This is a genomic window from Pseudomonas sp. SbOxS1 (assembly GCF_013416725.1).
GTDB lineage: Bacteria > Pseudomonadota > Gammaproteobacteria > Pseudomonadales > Pseudomonadaceae > Aquipseudomonas.
In genome coordinates, this window is the sequence record NZ_JAAVXC010000037.1 from 1 (window position 1) to 23,932 (window position 23,932).

Here is a 23,932-nt window from a genome sequence, read left to right on the forward strand (position 1 = left end):
GGTGCCGGGGTGCTGATCAGTGCCGCGCCGGCTCATCCACCGGCAGATGCAGCACCTCGCGCACCAGCAGGGCAATGCTGCTCACGCCCATCTTTTCCTTGATCTTGGTGCGGTGCACGTCAACGGTCTTCACGCTGATGTTCAGCTCCCGGGCGATCACCTTGCTGGCCTTGCCATCGATCACCAGCATCAACACTTCACGCTCGCGGCTGGTCAGCAGCGCCAGCTTGCCCTGCAGGTTCTGGCGCTGCTGCTGGTCGGCCTGGGCGTGCACGGCGGTCTTGAGTGCCGCCTGGATGCGATCGATCATCTGCTGCGGGTTGTAGGGCTTCTCGACGAAGTCCAGCGCGCCGTTCTTCATCGCCGTGACCGACATCGGGATGTCGCCATGGGCCGAGACGAAAATGGTCGGCAAGGTGCTGCCGCGCTGGTTGAGGATCTCCTGCAACTGGAAACCGCTGGTTTCCGGCATGCGCACATCCAGCACCAGGCAGGCGGGCTGCCTGGGGTCGTACTGGCTGAGGAACTCTTCGGCGCCAGCGAAGCACTGCGCCTGCACGCTGACCGACTCCAGCAGCCAGGCCAGCGAGGTGCGCAGGTCTTTGTCGTCGTCAACGATGTAAACAATCGGTTTGCGGGTTTCCATCAGGGGCTGCCACGAAAATTTCTAATTATTGTTTTCGCACGCGAACGCGCGGCACGCATCGGCTGGGTTTTTTTCCAGCCTGTAAGCAGGATACCCACTGTCGCCGGCCCTTGCGATAAAGAAACCACCTAGTCGACTAGCGGAAACCTAACCTCGCCATGGGGATCGTCAGAATGGTTGCGCCGTGCCCGCAGCCTTAGTCTTGTTCCATCACCTACGGGCCGCTTCAAAGCGGTCCTCCTGAAGGAAGGGGCATCGACATGGCCAACCTGAGCCAGCAGCAAATCGACTTTCGCAACGCCATGGCGCAGCTGCCTGCTGCGGTGAACATCATCACCACCAACGGCCCGGGCGGGCGCTGTGGCATCACCGCCAGCGCCGTGTGCTCGGTGACCGACTCGCCGCCCACGGTACTGGTGTGCGTCAACCGCAACAGCGCCACCCACGACGTGTTCCGCAGCAACGGCCGCCTGTGCGTCAACGTGCTGTGTGGCGAGCAGGAAGAACTGGCCCGGCACTTCGCCGGCATGACCCAGGTGCCGATGGCCGAGCGTTTTGCCTGGGACCTGTGGGACGACGGCGCCGCCGATGTACCGGTGCTGCGCGATGCCCTGGTGCAACTGGAGGGGCGCATCAGCGAGTGCAAGGAAGTGGGCTCGCACTCGGTGATGTTCGTGGAGCTGGACAAGGTTGGTGTGCGCGAACCGCGCGATAGCCTGGTGTATTTCAACCGGTTGTTCCATCGCCTGGATCACGCAAGAGCGCATTGCTGATTGGGGTGAATTGATCGTTCCCACGCTCTGCGTGGGAATGCAGCCCGGGACGCTCCGCGTCCCTTCCAGAGCCGAACGCAGAGCGTCCGTGGAGGCATTCCCACGCAGAGCGTGGGAACGATCAGCGGGTGGGCTGTTACTGTTGGAGATATTCGCGCGCCAACCGACACGCCCGCTCAATCAACATCGGCGCCATCTCAATCGCTGTCGGCGTGCCCTGGCGGGTGTGAATCCAGCCCAGGTAGGTGGTGCCGCGCAGCATCAGGAACAACGCCAGCGTCCTGCGATCCGCCTCGGTCAACGGCTTGACCCTGTGATAACCCTCCAGCAGCGCCGTCTTGATCTGCTCATAACGCGGGTCATCCAGGCAAAAATACAGCGCGGTCGCCAGCTCGAACATGTGCCAGCCAAACCCGGCGTCGTCGAAGTCGATCAGGCGCAGGCGCGGGCCTTCGATCAGCAGGTTTTCCGGGACGAGGTCGGCATGGATCATGCCGAAATTGCCCAGGTGCCGGCCATATTGGCGCAGGTCCTTGCGCGCCACACGCCGGGCCTGTTGCAGCAGGTCCCGTTGCTCATCGCTGAGCTGTTCGAGCTCCCAGAAACGCCCCCAGAACGGATTGGCCCCGATCAAGCCTTCCTCGTCCCAGGCATGCCGGACAAACTCGTCCGGCTGCGGCCAATCCGTCGAATGCACATGAATGCGCGCGGCGATCGCGCCGGCCTCGGCAAACAGGAAATCGATTTCGGTATCGGCCTGCACCCCGGTCTCCGAGGTGCCGGCCGTGGTGCCCGGTAACCAGGCGAGCATGTCGACATGACGTTCGCCGATATCGGCATGGCGCACTTCGATCAGGTGGCGCAGGTCCCGGGCGCGAATGATCTGTGGCACGGTAATCCCGGCGCTTTCCAGGGCTTCCATCCATTGCAGTTCGGAACGCAGCGCCGCTTCGCAGTGGTAGCCATTGCGATGAATGCGCAGGGCCACCCGCTGGCCGTCGTGGCGGCGGGCAGAGAACACGGCGTTCTCGCGGAATTTCACCAGTTCGATGTCGCCGAAGTCGCCGTCCCAGTGTTGCAGGGCGTGGCGCGCCAGGTCGTGCAACCGGGCGACTTGCTGATCGTGGCTCAGGGTGTGGAATTCAGTCATGGCAGATCCTCAAATCGCGCTCAGGGCATGGTCCAGGGTGTCGACGAACAGGTCGGCGTGATCGCGGTTGAACACCAGCGGCGGGCGCAGCTTGAGAATGTTGTCGCCGGCGCCGATCTTGCTGATCAGCACGCCGTTCTCGCGCATGTCGTTGACCACCTTGCGCGCTTCCAGCCCGGCCGGTTCCTTGCTGGCGCGGTCACGCACCAGCTCCATGGCGAAGAACAGGCCCTTGCCGCGCACGTCGCCGATGATCGAGTGCTTGCCTGCCAGTACCTGCAAACGCTGCTGCACATAAGCGCCGACGCTTTGCGCGTTTTGCAGTAGCTGCTTTTGTTCAATCTCGTCCAGCACCGCCATGCCGACCGCCGCCGCTACGGGCGAGCCGCCGAAGGTGTTGAAGTACATGGCGTTGCGCCCGAATGACTCGACCAGCGCCTTGTGGGTGATCAGCCCGGCCAGCGGGTAGCCGTTACCCATGGGTTTGCCGAGGGTGACGATGTCCGGCACGACGCCGTGGGCCTGATGCCCCCAGAGGTGGTCGCCGGTACGGCCGAAACCCGATTGCACTTCATCGGCGATGAACAGGCCTCCGGCGGCACGGATCAACTCGGCAGCCTTGGCGACGAAACTGGCCGGCACCCGGGGCAAGCCTTCGTTGGCGAACAGGGTGTCGATCAGCAGCGCGGCAGGGCGAATGCCCTGGGCCTGCATCGAGGCGATGGCGGCCGCGATATTGGCTGCGTATCGCTCGGCCAGTTGCGCCTCGCTGGTGCCCGCCGGTGCCCGGAACAGGCACGGAATCGGCACGGCGCGGGCATGGGCGGCGAAGGGTTCCGGTGAGGGCAGGGCAGTGGTGACCTGCGCCAGCGACGCGGAGTTACCGTGGTAGTTGTAATCGCTGACGATGATGCCGGTGCCGCCGCTGGAGTAGCGTGCCAGGCGCAGCGCCAGTTCGTTGGCCTCGGTGCCGGTGCAGGTGAACATCGCGGTGTCCAGCGGCTGGCCGAAGGTCGCGGTCAAGCGTTCGGCATAGCGCACCACCTGCTCATCGAGGTAGCGGGTGTGGATGTTCAGCGTAGTGGCCTGGCGGTGCATGGCCTCGGTCACGTGGGGGTTGCAGTGACCGACGCAGGGCACGTTGTTGTACACGTCCAGGTAACGGCGACCGTCAACGTCGAACAACCACACGCCTTCGCCGCGTACCAGGTGCAGGGGCTTGTCGTAGAACAGCGGCGAGGCGCTGCCGAGTACGCGGTGACGGCGTTGCAGGAGAGTATCAGGCATGGTCTGGAACCTCGATTGGGGCGGTGCGGCGAGTGCGCAGCAGGAAGTTGAAAATACACAGGGCGAAGGTCACGCCGAGGGCGATCAGCATGCTCAGGTCAAGCTGGAAGCAGGCGGCGACCACCACCAGCGTCAGGGCCAGGCCCAGCCAGGCAACCAGCTTGCCGCCGATCAGGCGGAAGGGACGTGGCAGGTCGGGCTGGCTGCTCTTGATGCGCAGGTACGCGCCGAAAATGCACAGGTAGCAAACGTTGAGCAGCAGCACGACCGCGAGCATCACCGTGGCCGGATCGACTTCGGACAAGGGCAAGCCGATCGCGCCGATCAGCAGCAATGCCGGATACGGCGTGCCGCGTTTGCCGGTCTTGCCCAGCCACTGCGGGAACAGGCCGTCGCGAGCCATCGCGAACAGTTGCCGGGAGGCCGCATACACCAGGGAGAAGAAGGTCGCGATCAAGCCGAATACGCCACCGCAGCCGATCACCTTGGCCAGCCACGAGCCTTCACCGAACGCGCTGTTGCTGGACATCGCGGCGTACAACGGGTCGCCCGCCGAACCCACCAGTTCAACACCGCCGGCACCCGGTGCGCATACCAGCACCACCAGCGCGGTGACCAACAGTGTGCCAATGGCCGCGAGGATGCCGCGGGGCATAGTGCGGCCAGGGTTTTCAGCTTCTTCCGCCGCCGAACCGGTTTGTTCGACCGTGATGAACAGCCAGATGGCGAACGGCACGCAGGCGAAGATGCCGCCGAGGCTGACGGGGGTGGCGACATTCGCCGGCAACGCCAGCAGGTTAGCCAGTTCGACATGCGGTGCCATGGCCACGCCGAACGTTAGCAGGGCGACGACGGCAATCACGCCGGCAATGAACGTCAGGCCCATGGCCTCACCCACGCCGCGCAGGTGAATGCCAATGATCACCGCGAACAGGGCGATCTTCACCGGCCACCCGCCAAGACCGAAAATCGACTCGGTGTAGGCACAAATGAACGTCGCCGCCGCCCCGGTGCCGATGGTCAGGGCCAACGCACAAGCCACCCCGACGAGGTAACCCACGAACGGCCCGAACGCACTTTGTGCATACACGAACACTCCGCCCGCGCTGGGCAACGCCGTGGACAGTTCCGCCACGCATAACGCCAGCCCACCGCACAGCAGCGCCATCAACAAGGTGGCGATCAACATGTTCAGCCAGCCACCGGCCGCCAGGCCAAAGTTCCAGCCGGAAAATTGCCCGGCCACCACCAACGCAATTCCAAGGCCGGCGATCTTTGGCCAGCCCAACGCACTTTTCTTGAGCACAGAAATCTCCCGCGACCCGAAGGTCGATTTATTGTTTTTAGTGAGAAATGGAGGGGGTTCAGCGTTGCTTTGCGCCCACTAGCTGAGGGCTGTTTCGATACTACGCTCGGCGTCCGGCGCGACATGTTTGTGTGCATGCCATGTGGTTGGTTGTGGGTGCCAGATTGGGTGAGGTTTGTGTGTCCACGGGAGATCCCGGCAGCAGCAGCGGTGCGACGATTCGACTTGCCCGCGAAGGCGGAGTGTCAGGCACTATAAATGTTGGATTTTATGGCCTCATCGCGCTCTGGCTCGCTCCCACACTAGGCCTCCAGCGAATACAGAGGAGGTGTACGGTGGAGATCTAGTGTGAAGGCGGTTTTGTTAGCGTAGATGGTGTAATTGACAATTCGCTGAAGGTTCGCTTGTGGTGAGCGCTATGGAGACGACTGTAGCTCAGGTATTGTGAATGATGTCGCGATGACTCGATTACTATCATGGAAGTCATTGGATTTTTTAGTGTGTTGGGCTGATATTCACGTCTGGACTAAGAAAGTCAATGTGATAGCCAGATGAGCCGTCGCCGATAGCTACATGAACGCCGCTGATCCCTTCATTCAATTGAGAGTTGATTTTGTAATCAATGCTCGTTGAGATAGCCTCGTTTACTCCTATAGCAAATTCCGTCAGCTTAACTCCGCGAGAACCTGCCGCAAGATCCAATAATTTTACATGTTCTTCATCACTGATTTTTAGTGAGGTTATGGTGTTGCCTGTGACGGATAATATTGCACCCTCTTCATGTATTCGATTGCTTAGCCGTGCGAGCGATGTCTTTAAGCCTTCTGGCAGTGTTGGAATGGGTTTTCTAAGCACTGTTAGTATTCCGGAGATTTTCAAAGTCCCGCTGAAAGAAAATGGGCAAGGGTCTTGTGGGTTCATGTGGGCGTAATGGACTTCAAAAAATTCCGCCACAGATTGGACAAAATCACTTTCTATGTCCTCTGCGATTAATGCATAGGCTTGAGCATGTGGGAAAATTGTCACTGACGCGTCAGAATCGTTCCCAGTCAATAAAAATGATTCGTGCGAATTAAGCATGTTCAGGACACTCCTTTGCTTGCTCAACGCCTGCTCAAAATCGCTCTTCAACAAGAGCTGCAAACTATAGAGTGCACTTTCTAAAGAAGGCTCAAATACTTGTGTAGCACAAAATATGCTTTTCTTGCTTTGTGTGTTCTTCGCTATTTCAAACGTCAGTTTTGCCGCTGTGTTTGTGAAAGAAAATATGATACTGCACTTTGGAAGTCTATCAATTTCCGAGAGGTTGGCGGTCTTGAATCCTAGTTTCGTACATTCTTGAAGAAAAGTTTTTGAGTCGGAAACTATTGACGGTTCTTCTTGGCCAAAAAGAGTCTTTATCATTGTTGAGTGTGACATGAGTACCTCCTTGTGTTGTCAGTGGGCGGCAAGAATGCTCCTGACGCCCGTTTGCATCAATTAGTTTTCAGTGTGGGCCCAGGCCAAAGGCGCCCAGCCGAAGTTCTCCGGGCCTGTAGTAACACGATTGAGTTTTTCTTTGGTGGAGATTTTTTTGTTCATTTGGTCGTCCTTTTTAAGCTTTTGGTTTGTCCGCCCCTGCTTTCATGGGGCGGGGTTATTAATACAGAATTTTTTGATGTGTTAAATGGTTTGTGTGGGGGTTTTTAGACTGAATTATTATTTTATGGTCGTCGTAAAGCCCTTTGGGATATTTGTGTAAGTAGTGTCTGTAGTCCTGTTCTGAAAATGTCAATTGTCGTCGATTTTAGATTGTGCTTGATGATCTGAAGTAGTTAGCTTGCCTTGTGGGTTCTCTTTTTTGGGGGCTGGTATTAAATTTTGGAAAAGGGGTTATTTAGTGCAGGAATCAAAGAAATATCTTACGGACGCATCTGTACATCAAGCCCTGTTGCAGGTCGATCTAACAGAAGCCGCCTCACCCGATCACGCGGTTCGGATATTACTTAAGGAGATCCTTCAGGGGCTGACTGAAAGAGACTGGCCCCAAGCTCAAATACTGACTGGGCCGCGGATTGTGTCCGCCGAGGAAAACTACGGTTTGCTCGGTTATGACCCAACAGAAATCACCCTCGGAAGTGCCCACACCCGTTGGGTCGACGAATGTTCTTTGTTGCGCACCCAAACCACCAGTCAAATTCCGGCGGCGCTTCAGCGTGCCGCTCAGGTCCGGCAAACGGGGGAGACGATATTGCTGGCCGCCCCCGGCATCACTTTCCGCCGCGATAGCCGGGACCGTTGGCATTGTGCGGAACCGCATCAGATGGATATCTGGGTGCTCGGTGATCCGGAACTGGCGAAGCATGAACACTTGTTGCGTCTGGTCGGCGATATCCTCAAATCGGCCGTACCTGACAAGCCTTGGATCTTCAGCGATAGCCCGCACCACTACACGGAGGGGGGAATCGAGGTGAATGTGTTGAATGACGGCTCACCGGTCGAGGTGCTGGAGTGCGGTCGTATTGCGACGTCATTGTTGGAGCGACTCAAGATAGATCCTTTGCAACATGGAGGACTGGCGCTGGGGATGGGGTTGGATCGACTGACTATGCTGCGCAAAGGCATACCGGACATTCGATTGCTGCGCGACCAGAACGAACGAGTAAAGGCGCAGATGCACGATCTGAAACCGTGGAGCGCCGTATCGCGTTTGCCTTCGATTGCTCGTGATATTTCGCTCGCTGTAACACCGGGATTGAGCGAGGAGGTGTTGACCGAAAGGATGTTGCAGGCTGCTGGCGACTGTTCTGACTGGATCGAAGAAATGCAGGTCAAGGGGCGTTGGCAGTCCTCGGATTTGCCCGACCAGGCCATTGAACGGCTCGGATTATTGCCAGATCAGGAGAATGTGCTTCTGCGCGTTGTACTGCGTGACTGTTCACGGTCAATCACAACTGCGGAGGCGAATGCCTTGTATTCCCGAATTCAGTCGGCGTTGCATGAAGGTGCACCGGGGGCGGGTTACAGAATGGATTTTCCCGCAGTCTAGAATACTCCAGGCCCCTATAACTTGCCTTGGAAAACCGAGTGTCAGACGCCAGTGATGCTGGATGTTTTGGTCTCATCGCGAGCAGGCTCGCTCCCACAGGGAATCTCTGGTGAACACAAATTTGCGTACCGCAGAAATCCAATGTGGGAGCGGGCTTACTCGCGAAGGCGGTGTATCAGCCCTCAAAAGGCTTAGATCCTGAAACTTCCCACCAGTTGGTTAAGCCGTGCCGCTTGCTGCTCAAGCTCGGTACAAGCCCGCAACGTCGCCTGCAAATTCTCCACGCCCTGCTGGTTCAGCGCATTGATCTGCGTGATATCGACGTTCAAGGCCTCGACCACGGCAGTCTGTTCTTCGGTGGCGGCGGCGACGGACTGGTTGACGTTGTCGATCTCGCCGATGCGTTGGGTCACGCTGCTCAAGCGGCTGCCGGCGAGGTTGGCGATGGTGACGCTTTCTTCGCTGTGCTGCTGGCTTTCGGTCATGGTGGTGACCGAGTCGCGGGCACCCACTTGCAGTTCCTCGATCATCTGCTGGATCTCCTGCGCCGAGGACTGGGTGCGGCCGGCCAGGCTGCGTACCTCGTCGGCCACCACGGCAAAGCCACGACCGGCTTCACCGGCGCGCGCCGCCTCGATGGCCGCATTGAGCGCCAGCAGGTTGGTCTGCTGGGAGATGCCCTTGATCACTTCGAGGATCTGCCCGATGTTCACGGTCTTGTCGTTGAGCACTTCGATGTTGGCGCACGACGCACTGATTTTTGCCGACAGTTCGTGCATCACATCTATGGTGCGCTGCACCACCTGGCGACCGTCCTCGGCCTGTTGACGGGCAGTGGAGGCCTGATGCGAGGCATCGGAGGCGTTGTTGGCGATTTCCTGGGCGGCAGCGCCCAACTGGTTGATCGCGGCGGCCACGCTGGTGGTGCGGGTGGCTTGATCGTCGAAATTGCCCAGCGATGAATTGGAGGCGTCCAGCACCCGGCGCGCGCCTTCGTTGACGCCAAGGGCCGCTGACGACACTTCGCGGATCGAGTGGTGGATGCGCTCGACAAAACGGTTGAACGCCGTGGCCAACTGGCCGATTTCATCCCGTGACTGCACTTGCAGGCGTCGGGTCAGGTCGCCTTCGCCAAGGGAGATATCCTCCATGACCCGGGTCAGCGTTTGCAGTGGCCGGGTGATACGCCGTGCCGTGTACCCGATCAGCAGCAGGCCAAGCAGGGCCGAGCCGCCACCGAGCAGCAGTTCCAGCGCAGTGCTTTGCACGCCCTGGGCATCGAGTTGCTTTTGCAGGGTGGCGACCGGTGCCAGCAAGACTTCCTGCGGCACGCCGACCAGCACCCCCCAAGGCGCGGCACCGGTAATCGGTGGCAGCGGTTCGAGGACCTTGATTTGCTGCGGGTCGACAAACACCTTCGGCTGACCCTGGCGCAAGGCGTCCATCACCTGGGCATTGTCCATCGGTTGCCCGAGGCGGGCGACGTCCTGGCTGTTGGCGGAAATCACGCCGCGGGGGCTGACGATGCTGATCTGGCCATGGCCGTCGAACAGCTGCAGTGCACTGGTCTCGCTGTTCTTTTGCAAGGCGGCGAGGTTGATGTCGAGACCGACCACGGCGATGACCTTGCCGTTCTCCAGCAGCGGGAAGGCGACGCTGGTCACCAGTTTGCGACTGCCCGATGCCTCGTCGAAGTAGGGCTCCAGCACGCAGGCCTGGCGGGTGTCGCGGGCGCAGGTGTAGAAAGCGTTGTAGGGTGCGCCGCTGGGGCCTGGCTCGGTGTTGGCCAGCAGGCCTTCATCGCCGATCACCGCTTGCAGTTCGCCGGGTTTGCTTTGCACCCAGTACAGGGAGAAGCGTCCAGTCTCGTTGCTGCCCAGCTCAGGCTTGTTGGCGAAGCCGGCATCGGCACCGTCCAGTGCGTCGGGCTCAAAAACGACGTAAAGCCCGAGCAGGTCGGGCTTGTCGATCAGGGCCTGTTGAAGCTGGGTGCTCAGCTCCTGGCGCAGTTGTTGGCGGGTCAGGTTGCCCTGGTGCTGGAGTTGCCTGAGGTACAGCAAATACCGCGACAATCCCTGGCCGAATTCGTGGGTCTGCATGAAGGTGCGTTGCACTTGCATGGCCTGCACTTTACCCAGGGCCTGCATGTGTTCCCTGGCCGCGTCGGCGAGCATGTCGCTGCTGGCCCGGGCCACTTGCTGGCTGCTCTTGTGCGTCTGGTAAAGCGACAGGCCCATCAGCAAGCCCACCACCAACACCAGGCAGAGGCCGGCGAGCAGGGTGATCTTGCTCTGGATCGTGAGGAATCTTCTGTGCATGGGAAAGGCCTTTTTCCACGGGGGCAGCGGATGCGCCACTGCCCCGGCATGACTTAGAAAGAGCTGGCGAAAATCAGCTGGCTGTAGAGGTTCTTGTCGTTGTTGCCCAACTGCGTACCGCCCTGGTCGGCGCTCTTGTCCGGCTGGAACAGACCGACCAGCGGCATCACCGTGATGTGGTCGTTGAGGTGCCATTCGGCGTACAGGTCGACTTCGTGGCCATCGGTGTTGCCCAGGTCGCGGTCGATGGTGTCGAAGTTAAAGTACATCGCGCCGACCGTCAGGTTCTCCAGTGGCGAGACGGTGAACTTGAGTTGCTGGATGCGCGAGTTGGTGTTGAAGGGACCTGCGTAGTTGCCCGCCACTTCACCTTGGAACCAGGTGCCGAAGCCGCGGCTGAAACCGTAGAACAGCGTGTCGTAGCCTTCCGAGAAACGGCTGTAGCGGTAGCCGGCATACGGCGTCCATGGCGCCTCGGAAAAGGTCCAGCCGGCTTCCAGGTACCAGGCGTCTTCAGTGGCCGTGTGGGGTTTGTCCTGCTTGGCGTATTCGCCGGAGAGGAACAGGTCCTTGACCCCGGCGTTGCCGGTCGCGCGCAGGCTGTAGGTCTTCATGCCATCGCGTTCGAGTTGCGCGGGGGAGGCGAACTCCTCGTCGACGTCCTTGGTGTCGATGTAGGTCAAGCCGACGGTCCCGGCCTCGGCCACGTGCTCCAGGGTGCCGACGTACATTTCGGTCTTGGCCTGGGCGCGGTTGTTGGATTTCAACCACATCAGGTCACTGCGCCAGCCTTCCTTGCCGCCGATACGCAACACCGCGGTTTCGTCGAAGGCCTTGCGCGCCGCCAGCCAGTAGGCGCCACCGCGGTTGAACTCGCCGTCGGCCAGGCCTTTGCCCAGGTTCAGTGCATCGCCGTTGATCAGGAAGCCGTCGCCGACCACGATGTTCTGGCGGCCGAAAGACAGGTCGATGCCGTCGGCACCCAGCACCGGAAACAGATCGCTCGAGCGCCAGCCGAGGTAGGCGTCTTCGAACTTGGTGGTGCGTTCCGAACCGTCGGTGAAGCCGGCGGCGTCACCGTCGCCCCAAGTACCGGAGCTGAGCATGTTCGCCGCGCCGTAGGCGGTGCCGACCCCCGCCAGGCCCTGGTCGAAGCTCAGGCCGTACTTGATGTAGCCCTCGCGCCACGACGACGAACCTTCGTCGAGACGACCCGACAGGGCGTAGTTTTCCTGGCTGTGGAACACGCCGAAAACCGCTTCCAGGGTGGCGTTCAGATGACTGTCGTCACTGGCGTAGAGTTCGTAGGCGCTCGCCTGGCCGGCACTGATCATCAACGCCAGCGTAGAGAGGCGAAGCAAGGGGGACTTGAGCATGGTGTGGCATCCGTTCTTGTTCTTGAGCGCAGGGTTGCGGTCGCTCCAGATACTAATGCCGGGATTTTTTGCGCCTTGTTGCCTCGGTGCCAAAGAGTTGGTTGTGCTTGCCAGATTGCAGGGCGGGGTGACAGTGCACACATGGGTGCACTGGTTGAGAGGGGAAGGTGGGACTTATCCAGTTAAAGAGAGCGGGGTCAGAACACTATCGAATTCTTCTCAGGTTCATGGCCTTCAACTTCCTGAGCATGCCCATCACATCGCGCAGGACAGGCGTCCTGTCGAACAGGGACAGCGCATGCAAGTCCGTGCGCGAGGGTCTCTGATAGCCCAGGTTCCAGGTGAAGTAGTAGGCCTGAACATCTTTGTTCGAATGAATCAGCGTATTGAGGGCAGCGTCATAGTGCATCGGCCCGCCATCAGGATGCCCTGGCGGCCGCTCCAGGATCTGCAGCAGGAAATCGCGCAACCGGGTAATGCATTTGCCGTTTACCGCATAGAAGTGCGACAGGTGTATGGGCTGGTCGACCGCTTTCCAGGTGGGCGAGCTTGAGTCGCCTTCAAACGGATGGCCAAAGTAGGCGATGTCCCACTCCATGCCTTGCAGGGACTCGATGGCCTGTTTGCCATATTCGGAAATGCGCCTGGAAAACTGTATGTCATCCTCCAGGATCAGGATGTTTTTGACATTCAGGCGGATCGCTTCTTCCAGAATCCCCAGGTGACTCATGAAGCAGCCCCTGGCCCCGATGCTTGGGAAACCGTTGTCTTCACTGGGCGTTACCGCCTGGAAAAAGCTGACTTTTTCATGGTCGAAGGGAAAACCATTGCGCGCGAATTCTTGTACCGTTTCGACGCGGCGATCCTTTCTTGACGCAATATTGATGATTCTGGCTCGATCGAAATAGTCGGTCACATTCATCCAGCAGTTCCTCAGCGGTGATCAGGGCGGCTGGATTGCAGTATAGGCAGAACTTTGGATCAAGCCTGGCTATCGCTGATCGCGCCCGTGCAGCAGTTTGGCAGAACCGCCAACACAACTGGCAGGCAGGGCAAAACCTGCGTGTCAGCGACCACCGACAATCCCGCTCAACCTGCCGAAGCACCAATGCCTCGGCACTTTCAGTGTTGGCGTTCGCCGTTATTGCGAACCCGCGGATTTTCAAGGTCGTTTGCCATGTTCTCCACCCTGCGTTTGTCACTCGTTGCTGTGTTGTCCGTCACTCTGGCGCAGGCCGCCTTCGCTGCCGATTGCGCACCGCAGCAGCAGCGTGGCGCCGAACTGTTCGCCAATGAGTGCGGGGTCTGCCATGCGGTGAGCAAAGGCACCGCCGGCATGATGGGGCCGAACCTGGCAGGCGTGGTGGGGCGCAAGTCCGGCTCGCTGGAAGGCTTCAACTACTCGCAAGCCATGCGCAACAAGAACATCGACTGGCAAGCCGAGAACATCACGCAACTGATCACGCAACCCCAGGCCTATGTGCCTGGCACCTACATGCCCTACATGGGCATGGCCTCGGCAGATGATCGCCAGGCAGTGGTGTGTTTCCTCAAAGAACAACACTAATTGACGCTTTCGCCGGCCCGCCGGCTCGTCCATCTGAATGAAAGGTGATTCATGAGCAACGTTGAAATCCTGCCGCAGGTTGCTGCATTCCTCGATCGCCAACACGGCTGCTTTATCGATGGCCAGTGGGTGTTTGCCGAAGGCCAGAACATTGCCGTGGTCAACCCGGCCACCGGGCAAACCCTGTGCGAAACCCTTGACGCGCCCCTGGAAATCGTCGAGCGCGCCGTGCAATCGTCGCACCAGGCTTTCAAGTCCGGCGTGTGGTCGGGCCTGCGCCCAGCGGACCGTGAGCGCATCCTGCTGAACTTCACCCGCCTGGTGGAAGAGCATGCCGAAGAGCTGGCACAGCTGGAAACCCTGAGCCAGGGCAAGTCGATCAACATGGCACGCGCCCTGGACCTGAACGCCACGGTGGAGTTCATGCGCTACATGTCCGGCTGGGCGACCAAGATCGAAGGGCAGACCTTCGATGTGTCGATCCCGTTGCCGCCGGGCGCCAAGTTCACGGCGTTCACCAAGCGTGAGCCGGTGGGCGTCGTGGTCGGCATCGTGCCGTGGAACTTCCCGCTGCTGATCGCCGCCTGGAAACTGATGCCGGCGCTGGCCACCGGTTGCACGGTGATCATCAAGCCGGCGATGGAAACCCCATTGACCGCCATGCGCCTGGCGGAACTCGCCCTTGAAGCGGGCATTCCGGCCGGTGTGTTCAACGTGGTAACCGGCGGCGGTGCTTCGGTCGGCGGCGTGCTGACCGCGCACCCGTTGGTGAGCAAAGTGTCGTTCACCGGCTCCACGGCCGTGGGCAAGAGCGTGGGCGTGGCATGCATGGAAAACATGACACGCTTCTCCCTGGAACTGGGCGGCAAGAACCCGATGATCGTGCTCGCCGATGCCGACATCGAAAAAGCCGTGCAGGGCGCGATCCTCGGCGGCCTGCTGAACAATGGCCAGGTGTGCGCGGCGGCTTCGCGCTTCTACGTGCATCGCTCGATCCACGACAAATTTGTCGAGGCCTTGGCGGCGGCGGTCTCGGCGATGCCGATCGGCGCGGGCATGAACTGCGAGGCGGCGATCAACCCGCTGGTGTCGCGCAAGCAACAGCAGAGCGTGCTCAAGCACATCGAACTGGCCCGCCAGGAAGGTGCGCGGGTGGTGGCGGGTGGCGAGTTGCTGGAAGGCGAGGGCTTCTTTGTCCAGCCGACCATCCTCGCCGACATCGACCACAGCATGGCCATTGCGCGCGAAGAGGTGTTCGGTCCGGTGCTGGGTGTGATGCCGTTTGACGATGAAGACGCGGTTATCGCGTTGGCCAACGACAACCGTTACGGGTTGGCTGCCAGCCTGTGGACCAACGATCTGGGCAAGGCCATGAACCTGGTGCCGCGCATCGAAGCGGGTACGGTTTGGGTCAACGCCCACGTGCTGCTCGACCCGGCGATGCCGTTTGGTGGGGTCAAGCAGTCGGGTATGGGGCGTGAGTTTGGTCGTGCGGTGATTGAGGCTTACACCGAGCTTAAGTCGGTGTGTATCGCCCATTGATGAACCTGGTACATATCCGTTGCTGCGGTAACGGCGGCTTATGGTTTCGCCCTTACTGTAGGAGCGAGCCTGCTCGCGATGAACCTGAGAGCGCCGAGGGGTCTCAGGTCCCCAGCGTCATCGTTGACGTCCATCGCGAGCAGGCTCGCTCCTACAGGGGTCGCCGCGCTGGGCCATCCCTGGCCCAGCGCGGCTAAACCGGCGTCCTGCCGGTTTCCCCACTGCGCAATGCCTGCGTTCGGCCATCGTGGTTAACGGGGCACCCAGATCAAAAGCCAAAGCGAGGCGGCCTTAAAGCCGACCTGACTTTTACGGTGTTAACTCATCCCCTGTGGGAGCCAGCCTGCTGGCGATGGACGTCGACGATAACGCACCCTGTCTGGATGAACGCGTTGTCTGGACGTTTTTCGCTAGCAGACTCGCTCCCACAATGATCACGCCACAGGCGGTTTCGCCAGTTCTATCCCCGCAGCACCCAGCCGCTTGAGAATCTCGAACAGCAGCTCGCTCTTGATCGCGGTGACCGTGCGCGGGCTGTTGACGTAACCGGTCACGGTCAGGGTAATGCCTTCGGGCTTGAGTTGGCTGAAGCGCACCACCGGCGCCGGCTTTTCCAGAATGGTCTCGTGCTCGCTGAAAGTGTCGTAGAGCAGGCTGCGTACTTGTTCGGGGTCGATGTCCAGCGGGAACATCAGTTCAAGAGTCGCCACTCCCTGGGCGCTGCCGCCGAGGGTGACGTTGCGCAGGTTCTGCGAGATCAATTGCGAGTTGGGCACGATCACGATCGAGCGGTCGGCCAGCTGTATTTCGGTGGCTCGCACGTTGATCCGGCGGATGTCGCCCTCGACCCCGCTGATGCTGATCAGGTCGCCGACTTTCACCGGGCGTTCGGTCAACAGGATGATGCCGGAGACGAAGTTCTTGACGATTTCCTGCAGGCCAAAGCCGATGCCCACCGACAGGGCGCTGACGATCCAGGCCAGGTTGGTCCACTGCACCCCCAGCGATGACAGCATCAACAGGAGCACCAAGGCATAGCCGATGTTGGAGAACAGCGTGCTCAGCGAGGCGCACATGCCGGGGTCCATTTCGGTTTTCGGCAGGAACTCGTTGTCCAGCCAGCGCCGCAGCGAACGGATCAGGTAGAGGCCGATGACCACGGCGAGCACGGCATGCAGCAGGTTGGCCGGGACGATGTTCAGTTTGCGCAGGCCGTCGCCGCCGAGCATGGCGAGGATGTTGGTGGCCAGTTGTCCGAGCGTCGAGCCGATCCCGCCGACCATCAAGGTGATCAGCGCGATCAGCAGCAACGCGGCGCGGCCGGCACCGGACAGGATGACCGAAATCTGTTCCAGTCGTGTATCGCCGATGCCCAGCAACTGTTTGAGGGTCTTGCCGGTGGTGTGGCGGGGGGAAAACAGGTGTTCGCAGCCGTCCTTGAACAGCTGGGTCAGCAAGTAGAAGCCGGAAAATATGATGAAAAACCAGACCAGTTCGTAAGTGATGAAGCGCGACAGCGATATGTAGCCGGTGAGCAAGGCCAGGAGGGAAAACACCACCGCGATGCTGGCGAACGCATAAATCACCCCGGCCAGCGTGCGCCCGGCTTCGGGGGCGATGCCCGCCGTGACCATGTCCCGGCGGTTTTTGTTTACGCGCAAGAGCAGCATGGCAATCATTGCCGAGACGATCAGGGCGACCAGGCCGCGGACGGAGATCACCAGCCCCGGGCTCATGCCGGTGACATTGGTGATCTGCGCCAGCGACACCAGCACCAGCAATGCCCAGGCCAGGCGTGTGGGGTAGGGCTTGATCGCCAGGGCGAGGGGATCGGCAAGGGCCGGCAGGCGCCATGAAGGGTGCTGCGTGGACAGCAGTGCGCGACTCAGGCCGGTGATCAGCACGCAGGTGTAGACGATCTTTTCGAAGTCCTGGGAAAACCCGATGAGTTGCGGTGTCAGGGGCAGCTCTCGGGTGATGGTAAAAAACAGCAACTGCAGGGCGATCCAGGCAGACAGGATCGTGGCCACCACCGAGGCCAGCGCCAACGCGCTGCGTCGCAGGCGTCCTTCCGGCACTCGGTGAATGCACAACCAGGTCAGCCCGCGTTCGGCCACCCGACGACCGAAGACCCAAAAAACCAGGGCCATGGCGAGTAACAAGGTGGTCAACAGGCGCTCACCCGGCCGCCAGGTGGCGGCAAGCGTGGTGTGGACCTGTTCGATGAATGCGTTGAATTTCAGCCGGTCATCCACTGGCGGGTTCAACAACGGTGTCCAGAACCAGGGATTGAGCACGCTGCGGGTCTGCTGGGTCACTTCGGTTTCCAGCAAGGTGCGGCGGATGGCGGCAATCTGGGTCAGCAGTTCGGTGGCGCTGGCCTTGAGGGTTGCCAGCGTGGTCAGCCTGGAGTCGACACGGCTCTTTTGCTCGGTGAGGGCGGTCCTCTGGCTGGCAATTTCGGTTTTTTCGGGCCCGGCATCGGCCAATGGCGTCGGTCCCAGTACCCCCAGCTGTGCCTGCAACTGAGCCTGTTCGGGCAGTAACAGCGCCGTGAGCCGGTCAACTTCGCGACTAAGGGCCTGCACCAGATCCTGCGGGCCTTCCAGTTGACTGTAGTTGGTGGCCAGGGACACCTGCTGTTTGAGGTTGCCGAGTTGGCCCATCAGGGCGTCCAGGTCACTTTCGGAAACGCTGGCGGATGCAGGCGTAGCAGGTGCGGAAGGGGGGGCGAGCGGTGGCGCCGCCGAGAGCATCCCGACGTTCGGACCGAACAGAAAAGCGATGAGAATCACGAAGCTCAAGGCATGGCGCATCGGAGTGCTCGACTGGTTGTGTGCCACTCAGCCTATGAGGTTAGGTCATGACTCAGGTTGTCGAGGCTTTTTTGGACGGATGTGCAACGGTGCAGAACCTGTCGAAGGTTCGGGCCGTGTTCGGACGATCTTTTGATCCTTCGTTTATTCGCCCTCTCGCCGTGCCGGGAAAAACAGTTCGAAACAGGTCACGCCGTCAGCACTCGTGACGCTGTACTTGCCATTGTGCAACTGCATGATCGTCGCCACGATCGACAGCCCCAGGCCGTTGGATTGCGCCGAGCGTTCGCGGGATTCGTCGACGCGGTAAAAGCGTTCGAACAGTTTGGGAAGGTGTTCGGCGGGAATCGTCTGGCCGTGGTTGCGCACTTGCAGGTGGATGCCATCGGCAGATGGCGTGGCGCAGAGCGATAGCTCGGAGTTCGGCGCGCCGTATTTGATGGCATTGGCGCACAGGTTGGCCAGGGCGCGGCGCAGCAGCATCGGCTCGGCCCAGATCACGCCGCTGCCCTGGGGGTTGATGCTGATCCCGACATCCGCCGCGAGCCCTTCGAAATAGTCGGCCATGCGTTCCATTTCATCAAGGGCGCCCAGTTCCTGGCGTTGGCGCAGGGCACTGGCGGGGTCGGTGCGGGCCAGGAACAGCATGTTGTCGAGCATGCGCGCCAGGCGCTCGAGTTCCTCGACATTGGAGGCAAGCAACTGTTGATAGGCTTCGATGCTGCGGTGTTGCTGCAAGGCGACCTGGGTTTCACCGAGCAGGTTATTGATCGGTGTGCGCAGCTCATGGGCCATGTCGGTGGACACCTGGCCCAGTTGCACGAAGCCTCTGCCGAGGCGGTCGAGCATGGCATTGAAGGCCTCGATCATCGGTAGCAACTCCAGCGGCGCGCCCTGGCTGTCAAGGCGTTCGCCGAGGTTGCCGACGCCGATGCCCTGCGCATGCCGGGCCACGCGCCGCACCGGCAGCAGGCCGCGTTGCACCAGCACGTAGCCGGAAAGTGCCAGCAAGATGGCCGCCACGCTGGCGAACAGGTAGACGTTGATCCGGTAACTGGCGAGCACCGCCGTGCGTTCGGTCATCAGGCGCCCGGTCACCACTTGCAGCGTGCCCTGATCGCCGGAGTGGAGCGTCGCCGCCAGTGCTGAAAAAGGTACGCCGTTAACGTTGGGCAGGTGCTGCACGTCGCGCAGGGTCAGCGGATGGTCAATGGCCATGGGGGTCAACGCGGGCATGTCCAGATTGCCTGGATTGACCAGCAGCAACGGCGATTGCCCGGGGGCGCCGATACTCAGCAAGGCTTCGCGGTTACCGAGCATGTTCTGAAACAGCGCGGGTTTGGTGCGGATCAGCTCCAGGGTATTGCTGTCGTTGAGGAACGTGCGCAGTTGATCGATGCGGGTGATCAGGGCCGCGTCATCACGACGGACCAATTCGCGCTCCAGGTCACGGTACAACGCCACGCCCAGGGACGTCAGGGAGACAAACGCCAGGAACGCGAACACCAGCGCCAGGCGCAGCGTCAAGGAGTGGCGCAGATGCGACAGGCTGTTCATGGCTGCGTGTCGAAGCGGTAGCCGATACCGCGCACACTGTGGATCAACTTCAGCTGGAATGGATCGTCGATCTTCAGCCGCAATCGCCGCACAGCGACGTCCACCACGTTGGTGTCGCTGTCGAAATTCATGTCCCAGACCCGTGAGGCGATCATCGAGCGCGACAGCACTTCCCCCTGATGCGTGGCGAACAGGTGCAGCAGGGCGAACTCCTTGTTGGTCAGCGTAATGCGCGTGCCGGCGCGGGTAACGCGGCGCTTGAGCACGTCGATCGCCAAATCTTCGATGTGCAACTGTTCTTCTTCGCGGGTGGGGCCGCGGCGGGTCAGGGTACGCAGGCGGGCAACCAGTTCGGCGAAGGAAAACGGCTTGATCAGGTAATCGTCGGCGCCCAGTTCCAGGCCCTTGATGCGGTCGGCGATGTCATCGCGGGCGGTTAGGAACAGCACCGGGGTATCGGCTTCCTTGCGCAGGCGGCGCAGGACTTCCCAGCCATCCATTTTCGGCATCATCACGTCCAGCACGATCACATCGAAATCGTGTTCCAGGGCCAGGTGCAGGCCATCGACGCCGTCGCGGGCCAGGCTCACGGTGTAACCGAGTTCCTGCAAGCCGTTGAGCAGGTAATTGCCGGCCTTGGGTTCATCTTCGACGACGAGAATGTTCATGGGGTCTGCCTGGTTCGGGGTCAGCAGGGTTGCGCGCCGCGCAGGCGGGCTACGGCGGCATGCCGGTGCCGCCAGTGTAGCCCGGCCAACCGCCGGTACGCAGGGATGACGATCAATGATCATTGGTGCAACCGCTGCCTTGGACCAGGTAATCCAGCTCATGCTGGCGACCCTGATGGTCGAGGTAGTTCAGTTGGGCAGGGATGATGCCGCATTGTTGCGAAATGTCCGTTTCACCCAGCACTTTGGCGACATCGAGGTGAACGAAGGCCGCGTCCTTGTCGTGGATCACTGGCGCGGTGCCCTGGGTGTCGGCAAATACCGAGGCGCTGGCGAGAAGGGCGGCGAAAGCGAGGATATGGATTTTCATGACGGTTCTCTTTTCAGGTTTGAGTGGGCTGTCGGCGGGTTGGCCTGGCAGTGAGTCCAGGTTAACCAGGCGATTCGAACAGCCCACCAACAGCTCGATGACAAAGTTGTAATGAATCGCCGCCGGTTATGGCTGGCGACCGGCGGCAGCCAGGATCAGGTCGGCGATTTCCCTGGAGTGGGACACCAGCGACAAGTGGCTCGACGGTAATTCGATGGTGGTGGCACCCATGCGCCTGGCCAGGAAGCGCTCAAGGTCCGGGTTGATCGTCTGGTCCTGGCTGGATACGGCGTACCAAGACGGTTTGGTGTGCCAGGCCGCCGCGGTGGTGCGTTCGCTGAACAGGGTCTTGGCAATCGGTTGTTGCACGGCGAACAGCTGCATGGCTTTGTCGCGGGGCACGTCGCTGGCGAAGTAGTTGAGGAAGGCGTCTTGCTTGAGACTGACGAAGCCGTCGTGTTCTTCGGTTCCGGCACGTACAGGCATGGTCGGGTATTTGGCCGAGAGAGCGACAAAATCTTCCCCGGCATCCGGCGCACGCGCGGCGACGTACACCAGCGAACTGACCTTCGGATTGATCCCGGCCTCGCTGACCACCGTGCCGGCGTAGGAATGGCCGACCAACACGGTCGGGCCGTCTTGCTGATCGAGCACGCGCTGGGTCGCGGCGACGTCGTCGGCCACCGACGTCAGCGGGTTTTGCACGGCCGTCACGTGCAGGCCGGCGGCCTGCAAGCGGCTGATCACGTCCGCCCAACTGGAGCCATCGGCCCAAGAACCGTGCACCAGCACGACGTTGTTGGCCTTGACCGGTGCGGTCGTGGTGGCAGCCATGGCGCAGCCGCTGCCCAGCACGAACAGGCTGGCGGCGATCAGGCAGACTTTGCTCAATGGATTCATGGTATCGACCCTGGTCATCATCAGTGGAAGGCGTGTCACCCGGTGCGGGTGACTGACGACTTCACTGTATGAAGCGAGGGTGCTGGCTACGCTGACAACTCAATGACAAGTCTGTAATGCAACGGATCGTTCAGGTATAGGCCAGCAATCGGCCGCAGAGGATCACGCTGACCCAAAGCGCGATTGAAAACAAGGCCTGCAACCTGGCCACGCCCGGGGCCGGGCGGCCGGTATCCCACGCCATGACGGAACGGTACACGCCGACATGGAACAGCACGGCATTGAGCCCCGCGGTGGCGATCAGGCACAGCTTGAGGATGAATATGTCATTGGAGGCGAAGTCGTGGGGGTGGGCGCTAAACATCATCAGCCCGGCCGGAACGATCAACAGCAAAGCCGCAACAGACCAAGGCAAAAGATGGCGGGCGAGGGCCGTTACCTGAATATTGCGCGATACGCCCAGTACCCGCAGATCGAACATCAGCACCGAGCCTACCAGTATCGCGAAGCCGAGGATGTGCACCACCTCAACCAACGGGTAGAGCCACAGATCACCGCGCATGGCTGACCCGAGCGACGAGTCACTCAGCCAGTCCATCCAGCCCAGGTTGCGTTCCATCAGCGCAGCTCGGTGGTTTTGTCGCCGATCGTGATGCGTTCTGCACGCAACTCATCGGGTTTGTTGCGGTTCTGATAGCCGACTACGCTGGCTTGGGTGCCGACCGCCAGCATGTCCCTGGACAGCCCACGGTTCTCCATGCGCGAGGGCGGTGCGAGCACCACGTTCCAGGTCTTGTCAGCCGTCTTGAGGTTTATGAAGCCGTGGGGGTGGGAGTAACCGGACGCTTCGATGGTGCCGTTCAGTTGCAAGGGTTTGCTGGAGTCGTACTCGCTCCAACCGTGATGGGCGAATGCCGCCGTAGCCACCAACAGCAGTGACACGCCAAAGCCCTTGAGCATGATGTGCATGACAGGGTTCTCCTGTTGCAGAGGTTGCGGGTCGATGTTTTTCAGGATAGTTGGCGCATTTCGGCGGCCGGAACACCCCGACCAAAAGAATGTTTCAGACTGTGACGCAGGACTCGCAAGGCTCGGCAGGCCTTCAACGGAACCATGTTCTACGCTTACCCGCAGTTGGCACCCATAAAAACAATGTAAAAGGGAGAGACACCATGTCCGCTTTGCTTCGTAGCCTGAGTCATCGCCTGGCTTTGGGCCTTGTCGCCGCCACACTCACGACGTCGGCGCTGGCGCTGGAAACCGTCAAGTTCATGGCCCCCGGCTCCGTGGGCGGCGGCTATGACCAGACAGCCCGGGTGCTCGGCAAAGCCCTGATCGAGGCCAACGCTGCCAAGGCCGTCACCTTTGAGAACAAGGGCGGCGCGGGCGGTACGCTAGGCCTGGCGCAATTTGCCAACAGCACCAAGGGCGACCCGAACGCGCTGCTGGTAGTCGGTGCGATCATGGTCGCGGGCATCGAACAGAACAAACCGCAGATCAGCTTGAAGGACGTGACGCCGATCGCCCGGCTGTTCACCGAATACAACGTGCTCGCGGTGCGCAAGGATTCGCCGTACAAGACCCTCGATGACCTGATCAAGGACTTCAAGGCCAAGCCCACCAGCGTTACCTGGGGCGGTGGTTCCAAGGGTTCGATCGACCATATCGGCATCGCCGAACTGGCCGGCAAGCTGGATGTTCCGGTCAACAAGGTCAATTACATCGCCACCGGCGGTGGGGGTGAAATCGTCGCCCAGACCCTGGGCGGTCAGATCAAAGTGCTGACCGGTGGATATGCCGAACTGGGCCAATACATCAAGAATGGCCAGATCCGCGTGCTCGCCATCGGCGCGCCCGAGCGCGTGCCCGGGATCGATGCGCCCACCCTCAAGGAAAGCGGCTACGACGTGATCATCGGCAACTGGCGCGGTGTCTATGGCGCGGCGGGCCTCACGCCCGAGCAGCGCAAGGAAGTCACCGACGCCGTGCTGGCCGCCAGCAAAAGCAAAGTCTGGCAAGACAACCTGCAAATCAATGCCTGGACGGAGAGCGTGCTGACCGGTGACGAATTCGGCAAGTTTGTCGACGAAGAACACGTGCGGTTGCGCGCGATGCTGGTCAAGGTCGGGTTGCTTTGAAATGACCGGATCGCGCACTGTCGTGCCGACCCAATTGGCCATCGGCGTTGGCCTGGTTGTCCTCAGCATCGTGCTGGCGGTGGGCGCCTGGCGCTTTCCGCCGGAGATGGGCTTCGTCATTCTGCCGGCCTATGTCTACCCCTTCCTGGTCGCGGGGTTTCTGGGGGCGGTGGGCCTGTTGTTGAGCTATCAGGCGGTGAGTGGTGGTTTTCGCGAGCTGGAGGACCAACCAGCCGCCGTGGCGGGCGGCAAGGCCGGCGCGGCCTGGGTTACCGCAGGTTTGATCGGCGTGGCGGTGCTCATCAACCTCATCGGCTTCGTGCTGGCGGCCGGGTTGCTGTTTGCCTGTGCGGCGCGGGGTTTTGGCAGTCGTCATCCGCTGCGCGACCTGGCCATCGGCATGGCCCTGACACTGCCGATCTACTGGTTGTTCAATGCCGGGCTGGGGGTTTCCCTGCCGCCGCTGGTCAACGCCTGGATCTGATCCAAG

Annotated in this window: 21 protein-coding genes; 6 read left to right on the plus strand and 15 right to left on the minus strand. The window is 60.7% G+C overall.

Annotated features, from left to right (window positions below; translation table 11 throughout):
* Window positions 1–16: 16 nt before the first annotated feature.
* Window positions 17–646, minus strand: coding sequence for a response regulator transcription factor (locus HFK74_RS27530; protein ID WP_180206250.1), 630 nt, complete (start codon window positions 644–646; stop codon window positions 17–19).
* 260 nt (window positions 647–906) lie between these two features.
* On the opposite strand from HFK74_RS27530, the gene hpaC reads away from it, so the two are divergent.
* Window positions 907–1,419: a 4-hydroxyphenylacetate 3-monooxygenase, reductase component gene (gene hpaC / locus HFK74_RS27535; protein WP_180206251.1), complete on the plus strand. Its 513-nt coding sequence runs from the start codon at window positions 907–909 to the stop codon at window positions 1,417–1,419.
* Window positions 1,420–1,555: 136 nt separating this feature from the next.
* Here the strand turns inward: hpaC and HFK74_RS27540 are convergent, their stop codons facing one another.
* From HFK74_RS27540 to HFK74_RS27555, 4 genes are all read right to left on the minus strand, one after another.
* On the minus strand, window positions 1,556–2,569 hold the full coding sequence (locus HFK74_RS27540) for a phosphotransferase enzyme family protein (protein WP_180206252.1): 1,014 nt from the start codon (window positions 2,567–2,569) through the stop codon (window positions 1,556–1,558).
* Window positions 2,570–2,578: 9 nt separating this feature from the next.
* Window positions 2,579–3,856, minus strand: coding sequence for an aspartate aminotransferase family protein (locus HFK74_RS27545; RefSeq protein WP_180206253.1), 1,278 nt, complete (start codon window positions 3,854–3,856; stop codon window positions 2,579–2,581).
* Window positions 3,849–5,162: an APC family permease gene (locus HFK74_RS27550; RefSeq protein ID WP_180206254.1), complete on the minus strand. Its 1,314-nt coding sequence runs from the start codon at window positions 5,160–5,162 to the stop codon at window positions 3,849–3,851. Before HFK74_RS27550 ends, HFK74_RS27545 begins: the two co-directional genes overlap by 8 nt.
* A gap of 495 nt (window positions 5,163–5,657) precedes the next feature.
* A complete protein-coding gene (locus HFK74_RS27555) occupies window positions 5,658–6,581 on the minus strand; it encodes a hypothetical protein (protein WP_180206255.1) in 924 nt (307 codons plus the stop codon).
* Window positions 6,582–7,041: 460 nt separating this feature from the next.
* On the opposite strand from HFK74_RS27555, the gene HFK74_RS27560 reads away from it, so the two are divergent.
* On the plus strand, window positions 7,042–8,190 hold the full coding sequence (locus HFK74_RS27560) for a hypothetical protein (protein ID WP_180206256.1): 1,149 nt from the start codon (window positions 7,042–7,044) through the stop codon (window positions 8,188–8,190).
* A gap of 191 nt (window positions 8,191–8,381) precedes the next feature.
* Here the strand turns inward: HFK74_RS27560 and HFK74_RS27565 are convergent, their stop codons facing one another.
* The 3 genes from HFK74_RS27565 to HFK74_RS27575 all read right to left on the minus strand — a co-directional run bounded on the left by HFK74_RS27565 (window position 8,382) and on the right by HFK74_RS27575 (window position 12,806).
* A complete protein-coding gene (locus HFK74_RS27565; RefSeq protein ID WP_180206257.1) occupies window positions 8,382–10,508 on the minus strand; it encodes a methyl-accepting chemotaxis protein in 2,127 nt (708 codons plus the stop codon).
* Between the two features lie 53 nt (window positions 10,509–10,561).
* Window positions 10,562–11,884 (minus strand): hypothetical protein, encoded by a 1,323-nt coding sequence (locus HFK74_RS27570; RefSeq protein WP_180206258.1) that lies wholly within the window; start codon window positions 11,882–11,884, stop codon window positions 10,562–10,564.
* 205 nt (window positions 11,885–12,089) lie between these two features.
* Entirely contained in the window at window positions 12,090–12,806 is a 717-nt protein-coding gene (locus HFK74_RS27575) for a glycosyltransferase family 25 protein (protein ID WP_180206259.1), read from the minus strand.
* Between the two features lie 255 nt (window positions 12,807–13,061).
* On the opposite strand from HFK74_RS27575, the gene HFK74_RS27580 reads away from it, so the two are divergent.
* Window positions 13,062–13,451 (plus strand): cytochrome c family protein, encoded by a 390-nt coding sequence (locus HFK74_RS27580; RefSeq protein ID WP_180206260.1) that lies wholly within the window; start codon window positions 13,062–13,064, stop codon window positions 13,449–13,451.
* A 51-nt stretch (window positions 13,452–13,502) separates the two neighbouring features.
* Window positions 13,503–14,993 carry an aldehyde dehydrogenase family protein gene (locus tag HFK74_RS27585; protein WP_180206261.1) on the plus strand — a complete coding sequence of 497 codons (1,491 nt, stop codon included), beginning with the start codon at window positions 13,503–13,505 and terminating at the stop codon, window positions 14,991–14,993.
* 434 nt (window positions 14,994–15,427) lie between these two features.
* Here HFK74_RS27585 and HFK74_RS27590 read toward each other — a convergent pair whose 3' ends face one another.
* From HFK74_RS27590 to HFK74_RS27620, 7 genes are all read right to left on the minus strand, one after another.
* Complete coding sequence (locus HFK74_RS27590) at window positions 15,428–17,809, minus strand: DUF3772 domain-containing protein (RefSeq protein ID WP_180206262.1); 2,382 nt, start codon at window positions 17,807–17,809, stop codon at window positions 15,428–15,430.
* Window positions 17,810–17,953: 144 nt separating this feature from the next.
* On the minus strand, window positions 17,954–19,366 hold the full coding sequence (locus HFK74_RS27595) for a heavy metal sensor histidine kinase (protein WP_180206263.1): 1,413 nt from the start codon (window positions 19,364–19,366) through the stop codon (window positions 17,954–17,956).
* Window positions 19,363–20,034 carry a heavy metal response regulator transcription factor gene (locus tag HFK74_RS27600; protein ID WP_008060619.1) on the minus strand — a complete coding sequence of 224 codons (672 nt, stop codon included), beginning with the start codon at window positions 20,032–20,034 and terminating at the stop codon, window positions 19,363–19,365. Before HFK74_RS27600 ends, HFK74_RS27595 begins: the two co-directional genes overlap by 4 nt.
* A gap of 112 nt (window positions 20,035–20,146) precedes the next feature.
* Complete coding sequence (locus HFK74_RS27605) at window positions 20,147–20,404, minus strand: DUF2790 domain-containing protein (RefSeq protein ID WP_180206264.1); 258 nt, start codon at window positions 20,402–20,404, stop codon at window positions 20,147–20,149.
* A gap of 126 nt (window positions 20,405–20,530) precedes the next feature.
* A complete protein-coding gene (locus tag HFK74_RS27610; RefSeq protein ID WP_180206265.1) occupies window positions 20,531–21,304 on the minus strand; it encodes an alpha/beta hydrolase in 774 nt (257 codons plus the stop codon).
* 130 nt (window positions 21,305–21,434) lie between these two features.
* Window positions 21,435–21,923, minus strand: coding sequence for a DUF6644 family protein (locus tag HFK74_RS27615; RefSeq protein WP_180206266.1), 489 nt, complete (start codon window positions 21,921–21,923; stop codon window positions 21,435–21,437).
* Window positions 21,923–22,273: a DUF6152 family protein gene (locus tag HFK74_RS27620; RefSeq protein ID WP_180206267.1), complete on the minus strand. Its 351-nt coding sequence runs from the start codon at window positions 22,271–22,273 to the stop codon at window positions 21,923–21,925. Before HFK74_RS27620 ends, HFK74_RS27615 begins: the two co-directional genes overlap by 1 nt.
* A gap of 203 nt (window positions 22,274–22,476) precedes the next feature.
* Here HFK74_RS27620 and HFK74_RS27625 point away from each other — a divergent pair, with 203 nt between their 5' ends.
* Window positions 22,477–23,442: a tripartite tricarboxylate transporter substrate binding protein gene (locus HFK74_RS27625; RefSeq protein ID WP_180206268.1), complete on the plus strand. Its 966-nt coding sequence runs from the start codon at window positions 22,477–22,479 to the stop codon at window positions 23,440–23,442.
* Between the two features lies 1 nt (window position 23,443).
* On the plus strand, window positions 23,444–23,926 hold the full coding sequence (locus HFK74_RS27630) for a tripartite tricarboxylate transporter TctB family protein (RefSeq protein ID WP_180206269.1): 483 nt from the start codon (window positions 23,444–23,446) through the stop codon (window positions 23,924–23,926).
* The last annotated feature ends 6 nt before the right edge of the window (window positions 23,927–23,932 follow it).